Source organism: Streptomyces sp. NPDC051578 (assembly GCF_044454045.1).
GTDB lineage: Bacteria > Actinomycetota > Actinomycetes > Streptomycetales > Streptomycetaceae > Streptomyces.
Window position 1 is genome coordinate 62,914 of sequence record NZ_JBITDH010000004.1, and the last position, 15,815, is coordinate 78,728.

Annotated in this window: 19 protein-coding genes and 1 tRNA gene; 16 read left to right on the forward strand and 4 right to left on the reverse strand. The window is 72.0% G+C overall.

From position 1 onward, the window contains the following. Nucleotides 1-64 precede the first annotated feature (64 nt). Nucleotides 65-679, forward strand: a complete 615-nt coding sequence (locus tag ACIA6C_RS19375; protein WP_366083064.1) for an HhH-GPD-type base excision DNA repair protein — start codon at nucleotides 65-67, stop codon at nucleotides 677-679. A gap of 106 nt (nucleotides 680-785) precedes the next feature. Further along, nucleotides 786-1,259: a cupin domain-containing protein gene (locus ACIA6C_RS19380; RefSeq protein WP_399277395.1), complete on the forward strand. Its 474-nt coding sequence runs from the start codon at nucleotides 786-788 to the stop codon at nucleotides 1,257-1,259. Here the strand turns inward: ACIA6C_RS19380 and opcA are convergent. Together opcA and ACIA6C_RS19390 are read right to left on the reverse strand one after the other, a co-directional pair. Next, entirely contained in the window at nucleotides 1,208-2,140 is a 933-nt protein-coding gene (gene opcA, locus ACIA6C_RS19385; RefSeq protein ID WP_399277397.1) for a glucose-6-phosphate dehydrogenase assembly protein OpcA, read from the reverse strand. The genes ACIA6C_RS19380 and opcA overlap by 52 nt on opposite strands. 113 nt (nucleotides 2,141-2,253) lie before the next feature. Then, the gene (locus ACIA6C_RS19390; protein WP_399277399.1) at nucleotides 2,254-3,855 is read right to left on the reverse strand and encodes a helicase HerA-like domain-containing protein; all 1,602 of its coding nucleotides are present in this window, start codon (nucleotides 3,853-3,855) and stop codon (nucleotides 2,254-2,256) included. An 89-nt stretch (nucleotides 3,856-3,944) separates the two neighbouring features. On the opposite strand from ACIA6C_RS19390, the gene ACIA6C_RS19395 reads away from it, so the two are divergent. Together ACIA6C_RS19395 and ACIA6C_RS19400 are read left to right on the forward strand one after the other, a co-directional pair. After that, complete coding sequence (locus tag ACIA6C_RS19395; RefSeq protein WP_008740979.1) at nucleotides 3,945-4,241, forward strand: type II toxin-antitoxin system VapB family antitoxin; 297 nt, start codon at nucleotides 3,945-3,947, stop codon at nucleotides 4,239-4,241. A 134-nt stretch (nucleotides 4,242-4,375) separates the two neighbouring features. Further along, entirely contained in the window at nucleotides 4,376-5,011 is a 636-nt protein-coding gene (locus ACIA6C_RS19400; RefSeq protein ID WP_399277402.1) for a LytR C-terminal domain-containing protein, read from the forward strand. A 72-nt stretch (nucleotides 5,012-5,083) separates the two neighbouring features. Here ACIA6C_RS19400 and upp read toward each other — a convergent pair whose 3' ends face one another. Next, nucleotides 5,084-5,719, reverse strand: a complete 636-nt coding sequence (gene upp / locus ACIA6C_RS19405) for a uracil phosphoribosyltransferase (protein WP_361131081.1) — start codon at nucleotides 5,717-5,719, stop codon at nucleotides 5,084-5,086. A 187-nt stretch (nucleotides 5,720-5,906) separates the two neighbouring features. Here upp and ACIA6C_RS19410 point away from each other — a divergent pair, with 187 nt between their 5' ends. From ACIA6C_RS19410 to ACIA6C_RS19455, 10 genes are all read left to right on the forward strand, one after another. Beyond that, entirely contained in the window at nucleotides 5,907-6,839 is a 933-nt protein-coding gene (locus tag ACIA6C_RS19410; RefSeq protein WP_399277404.1) for a universal stress protein, read from the forward strand. An 86-nt stretch (nucleotides 6,840-6,925) separates the two neighbouring features. Then, nucleotides 6,926-7,111 carry a hypothetical protein gene (locus tag ACIA6C_RS19415; protein WP_229873824.1) on the forward strand — a complete coding sequence of 62 codons (186 nt, stop codon included), beginning with the start codon at nucleotides 6,926-6,928 and terminating at the stop codon, nucleotides 7,109-7,111. Between the two features lie 596 nt (nucleotides 7,112-7,707). Beyond that, nucleotides 7,708-8,256: a hypothetical protein gene (locus tag ACIA6C_RS19420; protein ID WP_399277407.1), complete on the forward strand. Its 549-nt coding sequence runs from the start codon at nucleotides 7,708-7,710 to the stop codon at nucleotides 8,254-8,256. Nucleotides 8,257-8,321: 65 nt separating this feature from the next. Beyond that, a complete protein-coding gene (gene tadA / locus ACIA6C_RS19425; RefSeq protein WP_361131155.1) occupies nucleotides 8,322-8,750 on the forward strand; it encodes a tRNA adenosine(34) deaminase TadA in 429 nt (142 codons plus the stop codon). Between the two features lie 103 nt (nucleotides 8,751-8,853). Next, nucleotides 8,854-8,940 (forward strand) — tRNA-Ser (locus ACIA6C_RS19430). 243 nt (nucleotides 8,941-9,183) lie between these two features. Then, nucleotides 9,184-9,471 carry a hypothetical protein gene (locus ACIA6C_RS19435; RefSeq protein ID WP_399277409.1) on the forward strand — a complete coding sequence of 96 codons (288 nt, stop codon included), beginning with the start codon at nucleotides 9,184-9,186 and terminating at the stop codon, nucleotides 9,469-9,471. Between the two features lie 459 nt (nucleotides 9,472-9,930). Next, nucleotides 9,931-10,092 (forward strand): hypothetical protein, encoded by a 162-nt coding sequence (locus ACIA6C_RS19440; protein WP_190185482.1) that lies wholly within the window; start codon nucleotides 9,931-9,933, stop codon nucleotides 10,090-10,092. A 381-nt stretch (nucleotides 10,093-10,473) separates the two neighbouring features. Beyond that, nucleotides 10,474-11,283, forward strand: coding sequence for an RNA polymerase sigma factor SigF (locus tag ACIA6C_RS19445; protein WP_399278005.1), 810 nt, complete (start codon nucleotides 10,474-10,476; stop codon nucleotides 11,281-11,283). 224 nt (nucleotides 11,284-11,507) lie between these two features. Beyond that, a complete protein-coding gene (locus ACIA6C_RS19450; protein WP_190185484.1) occupies nucleotides 11,508-12,347 on the forward strand; it encodes an RNA polymerase sigma factor SigF in 840 nt (279 codons plus the stop codon). An 84-nt stretch (nucleotides 12,348-12,431) separates the two neighbouring features. Next, nucleotides 12,432-13,211 (forward strand): hypothetical protein, encoded by a 780-nt coding sequence (locus ACIA6C_RS19455; RefSeq protein ID WP_399277411.1) that lies wholly within the window; start codon nucleotides 12,432-12,434, stop codon nucleotides 13,209-13,211. Nucleotides 13,212-13,292: 81 nt separating this feature from the next. Here ACIA6C_RS19455 and ACIA6C_RS19460 read toward each other — a convergent pair whose 3' ends face one another. Then, entirely contained in the window at nucleotides 13,293-13,520 is a 228-nt protein-coding gene (locus tag ACIA6C_RS19460; RefSeq protein WP_366081185.1) for a hypothetical protein, read from the reverse strand. A 117-nt stretch (nucleotides 13,521-13,637) separates the two neighbouring features. Here ACIA6C_RS19460 and ACIA6C_RS19465 point away from each other — a divergent pair, with 117 nt between their 5' ends. Together ACIA6C_RS19465 and ACIA6C_RS19470 are read left to right on the forward strand one after the other, a co-directional pair. After that, nucleotides 13,638-14,087, forward strand: coding sequence for a MarR family transcriptional regulator (locus tag ACIA6C_RS19465; RefSeq protein WP_366081186.1), 450 nt, complete (start codon nucleotides 13,638-13,640; stop codon nucleotides 14,085-14,087). Nucleotides 14,088-14,120: 33 nt separating this feature from the next. Further along, nucleotides 14,121-15,752, forward strand: coding sequence for an MDR family MFS transporter (locus ACIA6C_RS19470; protein WP_399277414.1), 1,632 nt, complete (start codon nucleotides 14,121-14,123; stop codon nucleotides 15,750-15,752). Nucleotides 15,753-15,815 lie beyond the last annotated feature (63 nt).

The following is a 15,815-nucleotide window of genomic DNA, read 5'->3' on the forward strand; positions in this document are numbered from 1 at the left end:
TCACACGCTAGGCGGCCGGTGCGCCGCCCGCGCGCGGAGCAGGGCGACGGTGGAGGCTGGAACCATGGACAAGGACATCACCATCCGGCTGGCCCAGCAGCCGGAGGCCGACGCACTGCTCGGCCGGAGCCCGCTCGCCGCGCTCGTCGGGATGCTGCTCGACCAGCAGGTACCCATGGAGTGGGCCTTCTCCGGGCCGTACACGATCGCCCGCCGGATGGACGCGGACGACCTCGACGCCCACGTGATCGCCGCCTACGACCCGGAGGCCTTCGCGGCGCTGCTCTCCGAGAAGCCGGCCGTGCACCGCTACCCGGGCTCCATGGCGAAGCGGGTGCAGCAGTTGTGCGCGTACCTGGTGGAGCACTACGACGGGGACGCGGAGGGGATCTGGCGGGACGCCGGGTCCGGCGCCGAGCTCCTGCGGCGGCTGAGGGACCTGCCCGGCTTCGGGGAACAGAAGGCGCAGATCTTCCTGGCCCTGCTGGGCAAGCGGTTCGGGGTGCGCCCGAAGGGCTGGCGGGAGGCGGCCGGGGGCTACGGCGAGGCGGGCGTCCACCGCTCGGCGGCGGACATCACCGGGCCGGAGTCACTGGCCAAGGTGAGGGCGTACAAGCAGGAGCACAAGGCCGCCGCGAAGGCCGCCAAGGCACAGGCCGGCGAAGGCGGAACGGGGTGACGGCCGGGTAGCCGCCGGACAGCCGCGCCAGGGCGCGGGCCCGGCGAGTTGACGGACCCGTACGCCCGGGCCCGGGCGCCGTACGCGGCGCCCTTACGCTCGCGCCATGACCTCGAACATCACCCGCGCGACCACCGCCGAGTCCGTCTCCGACGGCCCGGGCAGCACCATCGTGCTGCTCACCGACACCCCCGAACTCACCTGCAACACGGCCGTCTTCGAGGTCGGCGCGGCCGGCGCCCCCGTCCACTTCCACACCGGGGCGACCGAGTTCTTCCACGTCACCGAGGGGCAGCTCGACGTACTCGTCGGCGACGAGATCCACACCCTGGGCAAGGGCGACTTCCTCAGCGTCCCGCCCGGCGTGAAGCACGCCTTCGCCCCGGCGGCCGGCCACACCGCCGAGGTGTTCGTCGGCTTCACCCCCGGCATGGGCCGCTTCGACTACTACCGCCTGCTGGGCCGGGTGCGCGCGGGCGAGGCCACGGTGCAGGACATCATCGACAGCCAGCCCGTCTACGACAACCACTACGCGGAGAGCGAGGCCTGGGCCGGGCGCCCGCGCAGCGCCGAGGCGTAGACGACGTCGGCGTCGAGCCGCCGCAGTTCCTCCGCGATCAGCTCGGCGAGGCTGCGGATCTTGAGGGCGACCTTCCGGTCGGGCCACCCCGGCAGGGACAGGGTGGCCAGCACCCCGTCGGGCCGGTCCACCCGGATCTCGCCCCCGGTCGTCTCCAGCCGGACCCGGGTCACCACCGGCCCCTCCGTCTCCACCCGTTCCACCGGCACCCCGAGCCGGACCTCCAGCCAGCGCGCCAGCAGCTCGGCGCTCGCGTGGCCTGGCTCGCTCTCCACCGCGGCGCCCGTCACCGGCAGCGGCGCCTGCTCCAGCGAGCCGGCCAGCAGCGAGCGCCACGGCGTGAGCCGGGTCCAGGCGAGGTCGGTGTCGCCGGGGGCGTACGAGGCCGCCCGCTCGCTCAGTACGCCGACGGGGTCGGCGGCCGCCTGGGCATCGGTGATGCGGCGCTGCGCCAGCGCGCCCAGCGGATCGAGGGCCGGCGCGGCGGGGGCGTCGGCCGGCCACCACGCCACCACCGGCGCATCGGGCGCCAGCAGGGGCAGTACGACCGAACTCGCGTGCTCGGTCAGCTCGCCGTGCAGCCGGAGCAGCACGATCTCCCCCGATCCGGCGTCGGATCCGACGCGCAGTTCGGCGTCCAGGCGCGTCCGGTTGAGCTTGCGGGGGCCGCGGGCGGTCCGTTTGATCACCGCGATGATGCGGGAGGGGTGCTCGCGCGAGGCTTCGGAGGCCGCGCGTACCGCGTCGTAGGCGTTCTCCTCGTCGGTGACCACGACGAGCGTGAGCACCAGCCCCATGGCGGGGCTGCCGACCGCTCGGCGCGCTTCGAGGATGGCCCGGTCGATCTTGCCGGACGTGGTGTCGGTGAGGTCTGTCCGCATGGTCCGAGTCTGTCAGCGAAGGCCATGGATATGGCAACCGGTTCAGTGGATTCCGTCTGGACCCTCCGGCTGTGCCGTCCGGGTGAAGGCGTGGACGGACGGCCTGCGGAGGGTCAGCGTCGGCGGCGGGCCGTCCCGAAGAGCGAGCGTGAGATCTCCCGGCCCAGCTGGGTGCCGACGGACCGGGCCAGCGAGCGGAAGAGCCCGCTGCCCACCACCTGCTGCGCCAGGGAAGGTTCCGGCCGGGGTGCGCCGCGGCCCGCCTTCGCGGCCCCGCTGCCCTCCCCACCGGCCTGCCTGCCCTCCTTCCCGGCCTCCTCCGCCGCGGCGGCCCGCTCGGCCGCGGCCTCGGCCGCCGCCTGCTCGGCGCTGATCTTCTCGTAGGCCGACTCGCGGTCGACCGCCTGCGCGTACCGGGAGTACAGGGGCGAGGAGGTCACCGCGCGGTCGAGGACGGCCGCGTCGACCGGCCCCATCAGCGACTGCGGGGCGCGCAGCCGGGTCGCCGCGACGGGCGTGGGCGCGCCCTTCTCACTCAGCACGGTGATCACCGCCTCGCCCGTCCCGAGCTGGGTGAGCAGCTCCTCCAGGTCGTAGGCCGAGCGGGGGAAGGTCTTCACCGTCGCCTTGAGCGCCTTCGCGTCGTCGGGGGTGAAGGCGCGCAGCGCGTGCTGCACCCGGTTGCCGAGCTGCGCCAGTACGTCCGCCGGCACGTCCTTCGGGGTCTGCGTCACGAAGAAGACGCCGACGCCTTTGGAGCGGATGAGCCGGACCGTCTGGGTGATGGATTCGAGGAACGCCTTCGACGCGTCGTGGAACAGCAGGTGTGCCTCGTCGAAGAAGAAGACGAGTCTGGGCCGCTCCACGTCCCCCACTTCGGGCAGGTCCGCATAGAGGTCCGCCAGCAGCCACATGAGGAAAGTGGAGAAGAGCTGCGGTTTGTCCTGGACCGCCGGGAGTTCCAGTACGGAGACCACGCCGCGCCCGTCGGGGGCCGTCCGGAGGAATTCAGACGTGTCGAATTCCGGCTCTCCGAAGAACTCCGCGGCGCCCTGCTGTTCGAAGGCGGTGAGCGACCGCAGGATCACCCCGGCGGTCACCGGGGAAAGGCCGCCGATGCCCTTGAGTTCGGCCTTCCCCTGGTCGGACACGAGGAAGGCGACGACCGCGCGCAGGTCTTTGAGGTCGATCAGCTCCAGGCCCTTGGAATCGGCGTAATGGAAGATGAGACCGAGCGATTGCTCCTGCGTCTGGTTGAGCCGGAGCACCTTCGACAGGAGGACGGGGCCGAAAGCCGTCACCGTGGCCCGGAGCGGAATACCCGGGCCGATACCGCCCAGGGAGTAGAACTCGGCCGGATATGCGGCGGCCGACCATTCCTGGGCCACTTCCCCGGCCCGCTCGCGGATACGGTCGTCCGGCGCACCGGGCGCCGAAATCCCCGAGACGTCGCCTTTGATGTCGGCGAGGAACACGGGTACGCCCGCCGCCGAGAGCTGTTCGGCGATGAGCTGGAGCGTCTTGGTCTTGCCGGTGCCGGTGGCGCCCGCGACCAGCCCGTGCCGGTTGAGCATGGCCAGCGGGATGCGGATCTGCCGGTCCGGCAGGCAGGTGCCGTCCCAGAGCAGGGCCCCCAGATCGAGCGCTGCTCCTGTGAAGGCGTACCCGGCGGCGATCTGGTCGGCCGGGGACGCGGGGTCGGTGCTCTCGCTCATGACGTCACTCCCGGATTGGCCCCGTCTGCCACTTTTGCACCGCCGTCGCGATGCTGCGCCCGCACGCACCGGCCCGGTAGGCTTTCCGTGTGATCTTCAAGCGCATCGGAAGCGGGCGGCCGTACCCCGACCACGGCAGGGAAACCACCCGGCAGTGGGCGGACGTAGCCCCGCGCCCGGTCCGGCTCGACCAGCTCGTGACGACCAAGGGGCAGCTGGACCTCGAAACACTGCTCGCCGAGGACTCCACCTTCTACGGGGACCTCTTCGCGCACGTCGTGAAGTGGCAGGGCGACCTGTACCTGGAGGACGGACTGCACCGCGCCGTCCGCGCGGCCCTCCAGCAGCGCCAGGTGCTGCACGCCCGCGTCCTCGAAATGGACTGACCGGGGCTCCTGACGGAGCCCCCGCTGGGGAACGTGAGCCGTCCTGACCGGCCGATTGCGCCTTTCGGGTCGGCCTTTGCCGATCAATAGATCATTTAGTAGGCATCGTTCCGGTACGGCACTACGCTGCGCCCATGAGCATGCTCACTCCCCCCGGCATGGGCGGAAAGTACCGCGTCACCGGAGCTGCCTTCCCCCGCATGAGCCGTCCGCGGCGACGCCGCCGGATCATCCTCGCCCTGTTCGGCTCCGCCCTCGTGCTGGCCCTGCTCGGCTACGGGGCACTGCAGCTCATCGACGTCTTCCGCGGCGACACCCAGCACAAGACGGCCGCTGCCAAGGACTGCCCGACCGGCGCCGGTCCGGCGGCGGCGCCCTCCAAACCCGCGGTGGTGCTGCCCCAGCCCGGCCAGATCACGGTCAATGTCTACAACGCGACCCCGCGCGCCGGCCTCGCCAAGGCCGTCGGGGACGAGCTGAAGAAACGCGGCTTCGTGATCGGGCAGGTCGGCAACGCCCCCGCCGACTTCGACAAGAAGGTCCCGGGCACCGGGATAATGCTCGGCTCGCCGAAGACCGACAAGGGGGCCTACTCCGTACTCGGCACCCAGCTGGCCGGCATGACGCAGCACACCGACACCCGCGAGGGCCCGGACATCGACCTGATCCTCGGCGACGGGTTCAAGGAGCTCAGCACGAAGGCGGACGCCGACAAAGCGCTGGCCGTACTGGCCAACCCCGAGCCCGCGCCCGCCGCGAAGAAGTGCTGACCGGCACCGGTGCACGGACCGGCGCCGGAGTGCCGACCGGCGCCTGACCGCCCGGCCCGCGCCCGGGTGGCGTTATTCGGCCGAGCCGTACATGCGGTCGCCCGCGTCGCCCAGGCCCGGCACGATGTAGCCGTGCTCGTTGAGCCGCTCGTCCACGGCTGCCGTCACCACCGTCACCGGCGTGCCCGCCAGCTCGCGCTCCATGACCTCGACGCCCTCCGGCGCGGCCAGCAGCACCACGGCGGTGACGTCGTCGGCGCCGCGCTTGATGAGCTCCTGGATCGCGGCGACCAGCGTGCCGCCGGTGGCCAGCATCGGGTCGACGACGTAGACCTGCCGGCCGGAGAGGTCCTCGGGCATGCGCGTCGCGTACGTGGAGGCCTCCAGGGTCTCCTCGTTGCGGACCATGCCCAGGAAGCCGACCTCGGCGGTCGGCAGCAGCCGCACCATGCCGTCCAGCATGCCGAGACCGGCGCGCAGGATCGGGACGACCAGCGGGCGCGGGTACGACAGCTTCACGCCGGTGGTCGCGGCGACCGGCGTCTCGATGTCGGCCTGCTCCGTGCGCACGTCGCGGGTGGCCTCGTAGGCCAGCAGGGTCACCAGTTCGTCGGCGAGGCGACGGAAGGTGGGGGAGTCGGTGCGCTTGTCGCGCAGGGTGGTCAGTTTGTGCGCCACCAAGGGGTGATCGACGACCTGCAAACGCACAACTTCCTCCAAGACCTCAACTGCCGCCAGCTGCCGGGTTTCGACCTGCGACCTGCGAAAACGGCCGCGATGTGCGACCTACACCCAAAAGGCTACGCGCTGAGCGGCCCCTCCCGTGTCCGAAGGGGCACCCCGGGCGCCCCGGCCCGCTATTGCGGGCCGCACGGGGGCCCAGCACCCTGGACTGATGAGCAACGGACTGGTGATCGCGGCGGTCGACGGATCCGAGCAGAGCCTGGAGGCCCTGGAGTGGGCGCGGCTCGCGGCTCTGCGGCACGGCGCCGGGCTGCTCGTCGCCCATGTGCTCTCCGACAGCGCCCAGTTGTACGCGGGCCGGCGCTCGGCCCTGCACGACGCCTCCGAGCCCGAGGAGTACGCCGACCCGGTGGGGGACCGCGTACGGGAGATCCTGGCGGCGGCGCCGGAGCAGCCCGCCGAGGTGCGGTACGAGGCGCTGGAGGGGTCCGTTCCGGAGGCGCTGCGGGTGATCGGGGCCGAGACGCGGCCGCGGGCGCTGGTCATGGGCTCCCGGGGCCGCGGGGGCTTCGCCGCGCTGCTGCTCGGGTCGAACAGCCGGGCCGTGGCCACCACCGCGCCGTGCCCGGTGGTGGTGGTGCCGCGGGCGGGGCGGTCCGTGGCCGCCGGTGGGGTCGTCCTGGGGCTGCACACCGCCGAGACGCACGACGACGTGGTGGCCTTCGCGTTCGCGGAGGCCGCCGCGCGGGGGACGGCCGTCCAGGTGGTCTCGGCGTACCCGGTACCGCCGTCCCCGGCGGTCATGGCGCTGGACACGCCGTTCCTGGTGATCACCCCCGAGGACCCGGCGTGGGGCGACGACCTCGCCCCGGCCGAGCGGGAGACCCTGCGGGCCCAGCTGGAACGCCTCGCGCCGTTCCGCGAGCGGCACCCCGGGGTGCGGGTGGAGCAGGCCGCGGTGCCGGGCGGGGCGGCGGGGCGGCTGGTGGAGGCGTCGCGCTCGGCGGCGCTGGTCGTGGTCGGACGCCACCACCCGAAGCGGAGCCTGGGCGCCCTGATGATGGGGTCCGTCGCGAACGCGGTGCTCCAGCACGCGCACGGCCCGGTGGCGGTCGTCCCGGCGACCCACGACGAACCCGTCTGAGCTGGGACGACCGGGGTGGCATCAACGCGGGGGTCCGGGGGAAGGTGGGTAGGACAACCGCAGAAGAGCAGCCGGGGCGGTGGGCGATGGTGCCAGAGAAAGAGCCGGGGGATCCGGGGGAGCCGGAGAGTACGGCGCAGCGCCGGGCGCGGCGCGCGCAGTTCCTCCGCGACCTGAACGAGGCGCGCGAACTACGCGACCGCGTCCAGCCCCGCCGCGCCCGCGCGGCCCGCATGCGCCAACAGATGCGCATGCGCACGTTCCGCTGGTAACCCTGCCTCGCGGTCCGGCACTGACGTGGTCCGGGCTGCCGTGGTCCGGCCCGCAGCGTCGTCCGGGCAGCCGTGGTCCGGTCCGCCGTGGCCCGGCGTGGCCCGGCCCGGCGTGGCCCGGCCCGGCGTGGCCCGGCCCCGTCGTGCAACCGACCCTACGTGGGCCGGCCCCGTCGGCGCCCGGGGCGCGGAGTTCCGTACCCCGGGGCGGAGCCCCGACCCAAGGCACGGCACGCGCCCACCGCCCCCGGCCCAGTCCAGCCCCGCCGGCACGTGCCGGGCGCGCGGCGCGGGGCGGAGCCGAGCCCACGGCGCGGCACGCGCCCCCACCCCGGCGCCCCTCCGGACGGCCGGTCCCCGGGGGTGACACGCCCACCGCCGGGACCGGGTCCCGCCCTCCCAACGCGGCCCCCGCACAACCCGCGGAGCCCACGGCACGGGACGACGCAAGCGCGGAAGACCTCTCGCAAAGCCGCCGTTTCTGCCACGATGCCGATGGGGCGGGGTACGAACGGCTCGCACAAGGCCGTTCCGACCCCAACCTCAGGCCGGGGGGACCTCCAACCGGCACGCCTACGACCAGTGGGAGAGTCACGGTGTACTTCGCCGCACTGCTCGCGCGCACCGAAGACGGGTGGGAAGCGAGCGACATGGAACTCGACGACGTCGAGTCCTTGAGTGATCTGATCGATCTCGCCCGGTCCGCCGCTGTCGACGACGACACGGTGGTCGCCCTCATCGAGCAGGAGGACGCCTGGTTCGGCGTCATCCGCGTGGACGGCGAGGAGGACCCTCGGTACTTCGTATCGAACGCCTCCGCGGCCGACCGCAGCTCCTACGGCTCGATGCTGACCAAAGAGCTGCTGGGCAGCGAGGAGGAGGACGACGAACTCGACGAACTCGACCTGGACGGCACGGAGGACGGCGAGGAGGACGCCATCGCCGCCTTCTCCGCCGAGGACGACGACGCGGACGAAGGGGTCCGCGGCGGCGCCGAGCCGGTACCGGCCGGTCCGCTCGGCGACCCCCGGCTGCTCGACGACCTCGGCGTGAGCCACAAGCAACTGATGGCCCTCGACGGGGACGCCCTCTCGGAGATCGCCGAGTCGCTCGGCGCGACCGAGGTGCTGGAGGCCGTCCGCTAGTGATCACCGAGCACCACACGCACCACCCCGGTCCCGACCCCGTGCGGGACCCCTGGCGGGACTCCATGCGCCTGGCGCTCCAGGAGGCCGCCCTGGCGGTGCCGGCCGGCGACGTGCCGGTCGGCGCCGTCCTGCTCGGCCCGGACCGGGAGCTCCTCGCCACCGGGCACAACGAGCGCGAGGCGGCCGGCGACCCGACGGCCCACGCCGAGGTGCTCGCGCTGCGCCGGGCTGCCGCCGCGCTCGGGGAGTGGCGGCTGACGGGGTGCACCCTGGTGGTGACCTTGGAGCCGTGCGTGATGTGCGCGGGCGCCCTGGTGCAGTCCCGCGTGGCTCGGGTCGTCTACGGAGCGGATGACGAGAAGGCGGGCGCGGCGGGGTCGCTCTGGGACCTCGTACGGGACCGCAGGCTCAACCACCGGCCGGAGGTGGTCCGCGGCGTGCTCGCCGACGAGTGTGCCCGGCAGCTGACGGACTTCTTCCGCGACCTCTGAACCACCCCGTTCCCGACCGTCCCCGACCGTCCCCGGGCGGCTCGTGGCACGGCACCGGATACGGATTTCAGAGCACGGCTCTCTTTGGGCTAAGCTCTCTCTCGGTAGCGTGTCCGAGCGGCCGAAGGAGCACGCCTCGAAAGCGTGTGATGGTGCAAGCTATCCGTGGGTTCAAATCCCACCGCTACCGCTCTGATCGAGAGCCCCGCCCCGCAAGGGTCGGGGCTCTCGTCGTTCCCGGCCTCTCGTCGTTCCCGGCCTCTCGTCGTTCCCGGCCTCACGTCGTTCCCGGCCTCACGTCGTTCCCGGGCTCTCGCCGTTCCCCGGCCTGCCGTCGTCCCCGGCCTCCCGCCGGACCGGCTCGCGGCGCCCGTACGGCCGCCCTCCGGGGGACCACCGCGTGACCGGCTGCCCCCTCGGCCGTTGTCACGGCATGACCAAGACCCAGCGCATGCTCGCCGCCTTCGCCCTCGCGGGGGCCGCCGCGGGCCTCGCCGCGCCCGCCGCCTCCGCCGCGCCCATCGCCCCGCTCACCCTCCCGGACCTGCCGCAGGCCGCCCCGGGCATGCCGAAGGGTGCGATGCCCGGCTCCGTCCAGGACATCGGTGCCACGCTGAACGCCCTCAACCAGCTCAACCGGCTGACGGACCTCCCGAACGACCTCGCGCCGGTGATCGCGCCCGTCCAGCCCATCACGGACCTGGCCGGCGCCATCGGCTGACCGGCCCCCGCAGGCTCCCCGCCGGCAGCCGCCGCCCCCCTGTACCCCGGCCGACCCCCGCAACTCACCGGCCCCCGACGCCCAGAAGGACCGGAAGCGCAAGAAGGCTGCGACGCACAGAAGGCCCCGGCCGCAGCCGGGACCTTCACGTGTGGACGGGGGAAGCGGCATCGGGGGGACAAGCCGCTTCCCCCGATGAGACCGAACCTGCCGATCCGAGCCGCGATCAGGGGATGCCCGCGGACCGGACCCCGCAGCGAGGTCCTTTCCCTCACCCGCCGGTTTCCTGCCAGAACCGGTGGGCTCGTGTCCCATCCTGCGTCGTCCCCTCACACCCGGGGAGCGACAAAGGGCCCGTACCGACGGGCCATTGGTCCTTAAAGGTCAGGTGAGTGTCCAAACGTGACCGGTTAGACTCACCCGACTCAGCAGGACCGGTTGGGGAGGCCGACACCGCTCGTGGACACCAAGAAGATCGTCATGGGCGCGCTCGTCGTCTTCGTGCTCTTCGTGATCATCACTCAACCCGTCAAAGCCGCCGATATGGTCCAAATAGGCTTCCAGGGGATCTCGGATGCCGCCCATGGGATCGGCGAGTTCATGACCGAACTGGTGCGCTGAACCCGTACGCTGAAGCGGATTCCGGACTTCCCGGCCCCCCACTCCGACGGGTGGGGGGCTTTTTGTGTTATCCGTGTTCAGGGGGAATATCCCGATATGCCCAATCTAGGAAATCTACCCTCAACACGGCGTTATAGGGTGCTTGCGCACAGTGCGCATCTCTTGTGATGCTATGACCGCTTTTGACGGATAGTTGACTGAAGGGGTGGCGTGACCGTGCCGGCCAGTACTGCGCCTCAGGTGCCACCCCAGCAGGATCCCCAGAGCCCCCAGAGCGCGCAGGAACCCCCGGAACCGACCGAACCCGCGAAGCAGACGAAGACGACCGAGCCGCCCCACGACCCCCAGGTCCCCCTGCAGCAGGAGTCCGCGCCGGACCCCCTGCCGGAGTCCCCGTCCGAGCCCCCGCCCGCCCCCAGGCCGCAGAGCCGTGGCGCCGACACCCGCGCCCTGACCCAGGTGCTGTTCGGGCAGCTCAAGAACCTGCAGCCCGGCAGCCGTGACCACACCAGGGTCCGCGGGGCCCTGATCGAGGCCAACCTCCCCCTCGTCCGGTACGCGGCGGCCCGCTTCCGCAGCCGCAACGAGCCGATGGAGGACGTCGTCCAGGTCGGGACGATCGGGCTGATCAACGCGATCGACCGCTTCGACCCCGACCGCGGGGTGCAGTTCCCGACCTTCGCGATGCCGACCGTGGTCGGGGAGATCAAACGGTACTTCCGCGACAACGTGCGCACCGTCCACGTCCCGCGCCGCCTCCACGAGCTGTGGGTGCAGGTCAACGCCGCCACCGAGGACCTCACCACGCTGCACGGCCGCACCCCCACCACCCCCGAGATCGCCGAGCGGCTGCGCATCACCGAGGACGAGGTGCTCTCCTGCATCGAGGCCGGCCGGAGCTACCACGCAACCTCGCTCGAAGCCGCCCAGGAGGGCGACGGAATGCCCGGCCTGCTGGACCGCCTCGGCTACGAGGACCCCGAACTGGCCGGCGTCGAGCACAGGGACCTCGTCAGGCACCTCCTCGTGCAGCTGCCCGAGCGCGAGCAGCGGATCCTGCTGCTCCGGTACTACAACAACCTGACGCAGTCGCAGATCAGCGCTGAGCTGGGGGTTTCCCAGATGCACGTGTCCCGGCTGCTCGCCCGGAGCTTCGCGCGCCTGCGATCCGCAAACAGGATCGAGGCGTAACCGGAACGGGTGGAGATCACCTGGCGCGTTTCCCGACAGACCGGGCTCATTCCGTTCTGTCGCTGGAGATACATGTCGACATGGCGCTACAGCGTGTTGCCGACATGTGACATTCTGCTGGAACCGCGTTTGCCGCAGCCCCGCCTCCGGTATTCAGGTGGAGGCTGCGTTCCTCCGACGGGCGCGCAGAGAAGCGCGACCGTCCGCGACCTCAAGGGGGTGGCATGTCCGTAGACCAGGGCAGCTCCAAGGTGCTCACGCTCGTCAAGCGTGAACTGCCGGCAGTGTCCAACCGCTCGGAAGCCATCGACACCCGCACGCTCTCCCGCTCCCTCTTCCAGCGACTTGCCGCCCTGGACGTGGACAGCCCCGAACGCGCGTACGTACGCGACACCCTGATCGAGCTGAACCTTCCCCTCGTGCGCTACGCGGCGGCCCGCTTCCGCAGCCGCAACGAGCCGATGGAAGACATCGTCCAGGTGGGAACCATCGGGCTCATCAAGGCGATCGACCGCTTCGACTGCGAACGCGGTGTCGAGTTCCCGACCTTCGCCATGCCGACGGTCGTGGGCGAGATCAAACGATTCTTTAGGGACACTTCCTGGTCCGTGCGCGTCCCGCGCCGGCTCCAGGAGCTGCGCCTGGCCCTCACCAAGGCCAGTGACGAGCTCGCCCAGAAGCTGGACCGGTCCCCGACCGTTCCCGAGCTGGCGGCCGTCCTCGGCGTCTCCGAGGAAGACGTGGTCGACGGCCTGGCCGTCGGCAACGCGTACACCGCCTCCTCGCTCGACTCCCCCTCGCCCGAGGACGAGGGCGGCGAGGGCTCCCTCGCCGATCGCCTCGGGTACGAGGACAGCGCGCTCGAAGGGGTCGAGTACCGGGAGTCGCTCAAGCCGCTGCTGGCCAAACTCCCGCCCCGGGAACGGCAGATCATCATGCTGCGGTTCTTCGCCAACATGACGCAGTCGCAGATCGGCGAGGAGGTCGGCATCTCCCAGATGCATGTCTCCCGGCTGCTCACGCGCACGCTCGCGCAGCTGCGCGTCGGCCTCATCGGCGAGTAGTCCGGCAGGCTGCCCCCGGACCGCTGCTGCCCGGACCGCTGCCGCCCGCTTCCCATGTGACGGATCGTCAGTGACACTGGCGCGATGCGAACGGGAACCCGCCGGGCGGCAGCACTCACCCTCTGCGGCGCCGTCGCCGCCCTGGCCCTCGGCGGCTGCGGCGGCCCGGCCCGCGACGGCTACGTCGCCGTGGGAGCGGCGCCCTCCGGCCCGGGTGGCAACGTACCGCCGCGCGGGGACGTGGAGTTCCAGCAGCTCGGAGCCCCGCCGTCGGGCGGCGCCGCGGCCTCGGCCCCCAGTGATACGTCGCCCGGTTCGAGGGACGCGGGGACCCCGGCCGCCTCCGCCCAGGGCGGAGCCACGTCCACCGCCCCCGGCGGCTCCGCGACCGCGGGCGCACTTCCGGACCCCGCGCCCGCCACCACCACCCCCGGCACCCCCCACAGCCCCGGGCCCCCGGGGCCGGCGGGATCCACACCCCCGTCCAGCCCGGGCAGGCCGGGCACCGCGAACCCGGCGCCGCCGACCCCCCCGCCGACGACCCCACCGCCGGCGACTCCGGCGCGGCTGACGCTCGGCGCCCCGCTCCGTTCGGCGGCCGCTGACCGCTGGTGCGAGCGGGTCACGGTCGCCTTCACCAACACCGGTACCACCGCCGCCCGTTCGGGCACGGTGAGCTTCGCGACGCACATCATCGGCGCCCTCGGCATCGACTGGGCCACGATCGCCACGACCCAGCCGCTGCCCGCCCCGATCCCGGGCGGCACGTCGAAGACGCAGACCTACACGGTCTGCGTCGAGGCCTGGCGGGTGCCCCTGGGCATGCACGTGGAGACCCGGAACGTCACCGCCGCCTGGAGCTGACGCCCCGGAGCCACGCGAGGGACGGGCCAAGGGCTCTCCGGTAATCCGCCGCGCGCCCGCCGGGGATTGCGGGACAGCCCCTTAGCCCAGCGCCAGCCAGGCCACCGCCACGATCACGACGAGTGCGGCCAGCCCCAGACCCAGCCACAAGCCGGTCTTGGGGGCGGCCTTCGCCGGCTGGCGCCGACGGGCTCCCGGCACGGTGGCGCGCACCGGCTCGGCCTCCTCGACGAACGCGCGGAACATCTGGGTGCTGCCCGCCGGGTCGTAGTTGCCCTCGGGGCCGGGTGAGTTGTGGTTCGCAGCCATGGCTCCGCACCCTAGCGGCTTTTCCGATTCCTTTACCGCCCGGCCCGGCTAATCCATTTGCCTGTAGCAACCAACCTCTTCTATGGTTGCCCTAAGCAACAAGATTGGGGGCGCCGGATGGCCACGCACACGGCTCGCAACGCCGGCACCACGCCGGCCACCCGCTACGAGGAACTGGCCCGCCAGCTCACCGGGATCGGCGCGGTCAAGCGCGACCTCGCCCGGATCCTGCCGGCGGACTGTCCGGCCGGCTCCGCCGCCGTCCTCACCGTGCTCGACCGGCACGGCGAGATGCGGCTCAGCCGGCTCGCCGAGTTCATGGCCATCGACATCTCGGTGAGCAGCCGACACGTCGCCCACGCGGCCGACCGCGGCTGGATCGAACGCGCCCTCGACCCCGGCGACGGCCGCTGCCGGATCCTGCGCCTCACCCCGGCCGGACGCGCCGTCCTCGCCGAGCTCGGCGCCCGGTACACGAGTGCCCTGGAAAGCGCGCTGTCCGACTGGTCGGCCGAGGACATCGACGCACTCAACACCCTGCTGGCCCGGCTCCGATCGAGCTTCTAGTACGTGTCGATCTTCTAGTACTCAAGGAACCACATGGCTACGACCACACCCACCGGTGTGCGGGGAGACGGCCGGTCGGGGACCACGTCCGACGGCGCGCCCATGACGCACCCGCAGATCATGAAAGCGCTGTCCGGGCTGATGCTCGGCATGTTCGTGGCGATCCTGTCCTCCACGATCGTCTCCAACGCGCTGCCCCAGATCATCAGCGACCTCGGCGGGACACAGTCCTCCTACACCTGGGTCGTCACCGCCGCCCTCCTGTCGATGACGGCCGCGACCCCCCTGTGGGGGAAGCTGTCCGACCTGTTCAGCAAGAAGCTGCTGGTCCAGATATCCCTGGTCGTCTACGTCCTCGGCTCCGTCGTCGCCGGCATGTCGCAGAACACCGGCATGCTGATCGCCTGCCGCGTGGTCCAGGGCATCGGCGTCGGCGGGCTGTCCGCCCTCGCCCAGATCGTGATGGCCGCGATGATCTCCCCGCGCGAGCGGGGCCGCTACAGCGGCTACCTCGGTGCGGTGTTCGCGGTCGCCACCGTCGGCGGCCCGCTGCTCGGCGGCGTCATCACCGACACCGACTGGCTCGGCTGGCGCTGGTGCTTCTACGTCGGCGTCCCCTTCGCCGTCATCGCGCTGATCGTGCTCCAGAAGACCCTGCGGCTCCCGGTGGTCCGTCGTGACGTCAAGGTCGACTGGCTGGGCGCGTTCCTGATCAGCGGCGCGGTCTCCCTGCTGCTCATCTGGGTCACCCAGGCCGGGGACTCCTACGACTGGATCTCCTGGACCACGCTGGCGATGACCGGCGGCGCCGTGGTGCTCGGCCTGCTCTTCCTCCTCGTCGAGTCCCGGGCGAGCGACCCGATCATCCCGCTGCGCCTGTTCCGCAACAAGACCATCTCCCTCGCCTCGGCGGCCTCGCTGTTCGTCGGCATCGCGATGTTCTCCGGCACCGTCTTTTTCAGCCAGTACTTCCAGCTCGCCCGCGGCGAGTCCCCCACGATGTCCGGAATCCTCACGATTCCGATGATCGGCGGCCTCTTCGTCTCCTCCACCGTTTCCGGTCAGGTGATCACCAAGACCGGTCGCTGGAAGGCCTGGCTGGTGGCCGGCGGGGTGCTGCTGACGGCCGGCCTCGGCCTGCTGGGATCGCTGCGCTACGACACCCCGTACTGGCACATCGCGATCTACATGGCGCTGACCGGTCTCGGCCTCGGCATGATGATGCAGAACCTGGTCCTCGCCACGCAGAACCAGGTGGCCCCGCAGGACCTCGGCGCGGCCAGCTCCGTCGTCACCTTCTTCCGCTCGCTCGGCGGCGCCATGGGCGTCTCGGCGCTCGGCGCCGTGATGGCGAACCGGGTCACCCACTACGTCACGGACGGGCTGACCGCGCTCGGCCCGAAGGCGGTGGCCATGGCGCACGGCGCCGGCGGGGGCGGGATCCCCGACCTCGACAAGCTGCCCGCGCCGCTGCGGACCGTCATCGAATCCGCGTACGGGCACGGAGTCGGTGACGTCTTCCTCTACGCCGCCCCGTGCGCGCTGCTCGCCCTGCTGCTGGTGCTGTTCATCAAGGAGGTCGCGTTGAGGTCGAAGCCGGCGGCGCACGCCCCGGCCGCGACGAGCGCCGTCGAGGAGGTACCGGCGGCCGCCCGGGTCGAGTAGCAGGGCACCCGGTACAGGGGTGGAACGGCCAGGGTGCCGCAGGCGAGTTCCTCGTCTGCGGCA